Source organism: Bacillus sp. GMa5/1 (assembly GCF_050172015.1).
GTDB lineage: Bacteria > Bacillota > Bacilli > Bacillales > Bacillaceae_G > Bacillus_A > Bacillus_A cereus.
In genome coordinates this window covers 1-5,203 of record NZ_JBNLYC010000236.1, presented here as the reverse complement: position 1 = coordinate 5,203, position 5,203 = coordinate 1, and the positions used below count along the sequence as shown (strand labels likewise).

Here is a 5,203-nt window from a genome sequence, read left to right as displayed (position 1 = left end):
CACATACAAATTGTATGTGTTTTTTCTAATAGAGATTTTTAGCTCATGTTACATCTTCTCTAATATTTCTTGTCTTTCACACCATTTCGTTAGCTTTTCTAATGCCTTTTTAGATAAACGTTTCGTTTTATAATTACAAAACCTAGATAATGTAGACGGAGAAATACTAATTTCATCTGCTATTTCACGTATGCTTACTTTTTTTTCATTGTGTACCTTCAGTATTTGGTCACGGATTTTCTTCTCTATTTGTTCAACTGATTCTACAGTCTTCTTTACCTCTTTAACAACTGTTACTTCAGGTAATTGTTCTTGAGGTTCTTCTATACTTTTCTTTTCAATTACCCTATCCATTGATTGTAGCATTTCCTCAGGTGGTAAAATCGTTATTCCTAAGTTTGCATAATAATTTTTAAACCAGTTACGTTTTCCAATTTGTTGTTCATCAAGCGGATCACTATACTCCCAATGAGAGATTACTTTTTCATTTTCTAAATCCATTAGAACATTTTCTAATTGTTCTCTAATACGATTTGGCTTCCAATCTTTTGGGATATCCATTACTGATAGTAATCCCTTATCCCCTCCTATAGAATATGGCTTTTTCAATGATGAATACATTTGTCTAATTCTCCACTGCCATGTTAAGTATCGAATTAACCTTTTATGATATTTGTGTCTATAACTATTGTATTCAAGTGCTTTTTTAGACAATAATGCCGTTGTATTATTTGATCCGTATAAATAATTGGTTAAAAAGCTACCTGGTTTAATACGACAAGATTCAATGCCCATATATTCATTTGTAACACTATGTCTCCACAATACAACCGAATCTAATACAAATAATCGTTTAACAACCTCACGCTTTAATTCTAGTCGCTCCCCATCGTCTTCACGGTCATTTAATACTACGACTTCATTATCATCATTTAAATAGATAAAAATACTTGCTAAAGCCGCAATTCTCTTTGCTATTTTAATTTTATCTTCCGCTCTATAGTATTCTTTATTTTTAACTACTGTTTTTGGAATGTTACACATCTCTAAAACTTGCTCATAAGAAAAATCAATGAATTCGTCTGGAGATTTTGCTTCGTTTATCCATTGTATTGTAATTGCATCTAAACAATCTGCCGTTAAATCATCCATATTACTCATTACATCATCGACAAGGGTATTCCACCGAGCAGCTTCTTCTATATTTGTAAGTCTTAAATCTTCATCTTTGTGTGAAGAAAGCTGTGCTACACCATTAGAAGATTTTGTATCAATAGGATATTGTAAAACCTTACTTAACTCATCTTCTTCAAATTGATTTTTTGCAATCCCATCTCTTAGCTTATAATAAACAGCAGAGTTATTTACCTCATAATAATCCTCATGGTTTACTACGTTTGTCTTGTCTATATTTTGATCATTTTCTAATATTTTTGAACTTGAAGGTGCTACATTTTGAAATTCTTTTTCTATAAATCCTTCAATTTCTTTATATATTTCTTCCTTATAGGAATCAATTTTCGCATAAATTTGTACTAATGTAATACCGGATTCTTGCTTTTTTTCTAACCAAGACACTAATGCAGTAAATGATGAAGAAGCATGGGGTGAGGTTAATACTTTATTATTGTTGTTTTCAACATCTTTAAAGTATGCATTCCACTTCTCCCATACTAGCTCATTCGTTTTATAAATTGGCTCAGAGATTAGTAATGCATCTCGAAACATTTGTATTAAGTTATCCACTTTATATTCCTCCCTAAACCATGGATCACAACAAAGTAGTTTTCATTATAAGTTTTCTTACTACTATTATATTTAATTTATTGTAACAAATATTTACAAGATTTTGCGTCTTTCTTTCCTTAACCCCTTAACTTGCAACAGATTGCTCTTTCTTTTACCTATTTTTCTTTACTTGCATTCCTTTTGCGCTTTGCTTTCCTTAAATCCTTAACTTGCAACACGTTGCTCTTTCTTTTACCTATTTCTTCTTTACTTCCATTCTTTTTGCGCTTTACTTTCCTTAAATCCTTAACTTGCAACACGTTGCTCTTTCTTTTACCTATTTTTCTTTACTTACATTCCTTTTGCGCTTTACTTTCCTTAAATCCTTAACTTGCAACACGTTACTCTTTCTTTTACCTATTTCTTCTTTACTTCCATTCTTTTTGCGCTTTGCTTTCCTTAAATCCTCAACTTGCAACAGGGTTGCTCTTTCTTTTACCTATTTCATTCAACTTGCAACACGTTGCTCTTTCTTTTACCTATTTTTCTTTACTTGCATTCCTTTTGCGCTTTACTTTCCTTAAATCCTTAACTTGCAACACGTTACTCTTTCTTTTACCTATTTCTTCTTTACTTCCATTCTTTTTGCGCTTTGCTTTCCTTAAATCCTCAACTTGCAACACGTTGCTCTTTCTTTTACCTATTTTTCTTTACTTGCATTCCTTTTGCGCTTTACTTTCCTTAAATCCTTAACTTGCAACACGTTACTCTTTCTTTTACCTATTTCTTCTTTATTTCCATTCTTTTTGCGCTTTGCTTTCCTTAAATCCTCAACTTGCAACAGGGTTGCTCTTTCTTTTACCTATTTCATTCAACTTGCAACACGTTTGCGGTATCCTTTCCCTATTTCATTCAACTTGCAACAGTATATTTTATTTCTCAACCTAGTAATTTTAAAATTTTTAAGCCACTTTTCTTATATTTTGAGTAAGTTACATACATTAAATGCAACATGTTTGCGGTATCCTCTCCCTAACTTCCCTACCAATTTTCACTCCAACCCCATATATATCAAGGCTTTAAAGTTTTTTTATTCAATTCTTTATGTATCATTCAACTTGCAACACGTTTGCGGTATTCTTTCCCTTATTTTTCACCCAAGATGCAACACTGTTTGCGGTATCTTTCCCCTATTTCCAATCTATAAATACCAACAAACCCTTTTACATCAAGGATAATCATTGTAATTCATTTTAAATGATTGTCCTCACCAACTTGCAACATGTTTGCGGTATCCTTTCCCTAACTTCCCTGCCATTTCTACTCTAATCCTTTATATATCAAGGGCTTAGGTGTTTTTCTGCTCATTCATATACATATCATCAAACTTGCAACACGTTTGCGGTATCCTTAACACAAAAAAAAATTAAGAAATTCTCTTAACCCTTGATACGACTAGCTTCATAAGCTGTTGCAAGTTGCTATTTTTCTTCTTAAAGGAGCACGTTTCAGCATTTTTCATTTTGCTATAATCAAAATTGGTATATTTTATAGTATTTTGACATATATTTCTGAATTTGTAGAACGGAGGTGAAAAAGATGGGGAAATCATTTGTGATACGTAATCAACGTAGCTTAAATGGGAAAACAACAAACGCAGTTTTAGTAACACTAAAATCTTGGCAAAAGTTTGTGGAAACATTTGAGGAGAAGTACTACAGCTATAAAGATACATATTTAGAAGATATTCTGCAGCACATGACATACGAAGAACGTATTGCTGACGAAGAAGGCTTTGTCGAAAAAGCCAAACCATCTTTTTCACGTCGCGCATTGTCTGCACTTGCAGAAAAAACGGGAAGAAAACATAAATTATACGGCATTACGAATGCTGATCTCGAAGTTTTCTTATATCTACATAAGAAATGCTTTACTAATGGTGTCATTCCAAATGTAACAATACATATGATGTGGGAAGATTACAAGCAATATAAAGAAGAATTTGCTTATATCCAACACTCTCAATTCTATATTGCATTAAAGAAATTAAACTTACATAACATTATCTCCATTGAAAACGGAGTAGATGGCCGATATACAATCAAGCTGACTCATTTTATGAATGAGGAAACAGAAAAAGCAAATCCATACGTATATATTAGTCCTGTTGTATTTACCAAGGCTTTCTTTAAGCTATCTGTAGCGTCTAAGAAACTATTCTTAGACATTGCCATGCAACAACATACAGAAATAACATTAAAGCGTTCATTGGACAAGCAGGACGAAAGAGGCAACAAAACTCACTTCGGTGGGATGTATCGTTTCTTACATAAAAAATATCCGCATCAAATCCGTTCCGTTATCGATGAATTAACAACGGCATTACCATGTACGGGGAATCCCCTATTCAAAATTTGCAAAATGCAAAAAGGGGTAAAGCATACAAAACGATATACAACCTTATATTTATCTATTCATTCGGACTTTTTATGTACAAAAGAAGCTGGAGAAGAGCAACACAGGGATCCATTTACTCCAAAAACTACCTATGCTCGTAAAGCGAAGTTTATAGAAGCAGTTCTACAAGAGATGAATATCGGTGAACTGTCTGCAGACATGAATAAATTCATTCATGTATTAAAACATACTTGTCATCGTCAAATCCGCAGTGTAATTCGCGGACTCCGTGACATGATTGATCGAAAAGAAGGATATCCAACGAAAATTGTATATACATTGAAAAAACTATTACATCAAACATCTCAATATCAAATCCTTGATGCTGCAGCGAAAGAAGGTATCTACCCTCTTATTGCGCAACATATACCAAAAGAGAGAAATAGTGACCGTGAGCAAGCTGTCTTTCATTTCGGTTTACATTATTCTATGTACTCTCTTCACAACATTAAGAAGATGTTTAAAAATGTGCATGCACTACTGAAGCAGAAGTTTGCGGTACCTGTGACGGAAGAATCTTATCACCGTAATTATTTAAAATACCAGGAAGAAACGTTATTTAGAAAATATGCATATGATCAAGGTGTGAATCTCCATGCATATATTGCTTTAGAAATTGAAATGCGTGAAAAATTAAAAGTACGTGGCCATAAAGAACGCACAATTCCAAGTGATGTACGTGAATGGTTTATTGAAGAAATTGATAAGCTACCGCAAGAGCAGCTGCGTGTGATTGAGCTACCAAAACAGTTTCATTTACTAGAGTTTATGCGTACCTTCGAACGTTTAGTACGTGCTGGTGTAACAATAACAGCTCCAGATCAGGTGCTAACCGCAATGGAAATAAAATAATAGCAACTAGCTCTCTATTTTTGAAAAAAACAAAAGTGGAGGGCTATTCGTATTTATTTGATTAGTAACACCTTCCTACTACTCTATTTATAAATACCAAATCGAAAGAACTTCATGTAAAATGGAGTCTTTTTTTATGCACTTCTATACAAATTTGTTTCCATCA

At 33.1% G+C, this 5,203-nt stretch carries 2 protein-coding genes; one reads left to right on the top strand and one right to left on the bottom strand.

Going from position 1 to position 5,203, the window contains the following annotated elements; translation table 11 throughout:
- Window positions 1–48: 48 nt before the first annotated feature.
- Window positions 49–1,746 carry a helix-turn-helix domain-containing protein gene (locus tag ACQGSG_RS26280; RefSeq protein ID WP_061654766.1) on the bottom strand — a complete coding sequence of 566 codons (1,698 nt, stop codon included), beginning with the start codon at window positions 1,744–1,746 and terminating at the stop codon, window positions 49–51.
- A 1,581-nt stretch (window positions 1,747–3,327) separates the two neighbouring features.
- On the opposite strand from ACQGSG_RS26280, the gene ACQGSG_RS26275 reads away from it, so the two are divergent.
- Window positions 3,328–5,037, top strand: a complete 1,710-nt coding sequence (locus tag ACQGSG_RS26275; RefSeq protein ID WP_426948379.1) for a hypothetical protein — start codon at window positions 3,328–3,330, stop codon at window positions 5,035–5,037.
- Window positions 5,038–5,203 lie beyond the last annotated feature (166 nt).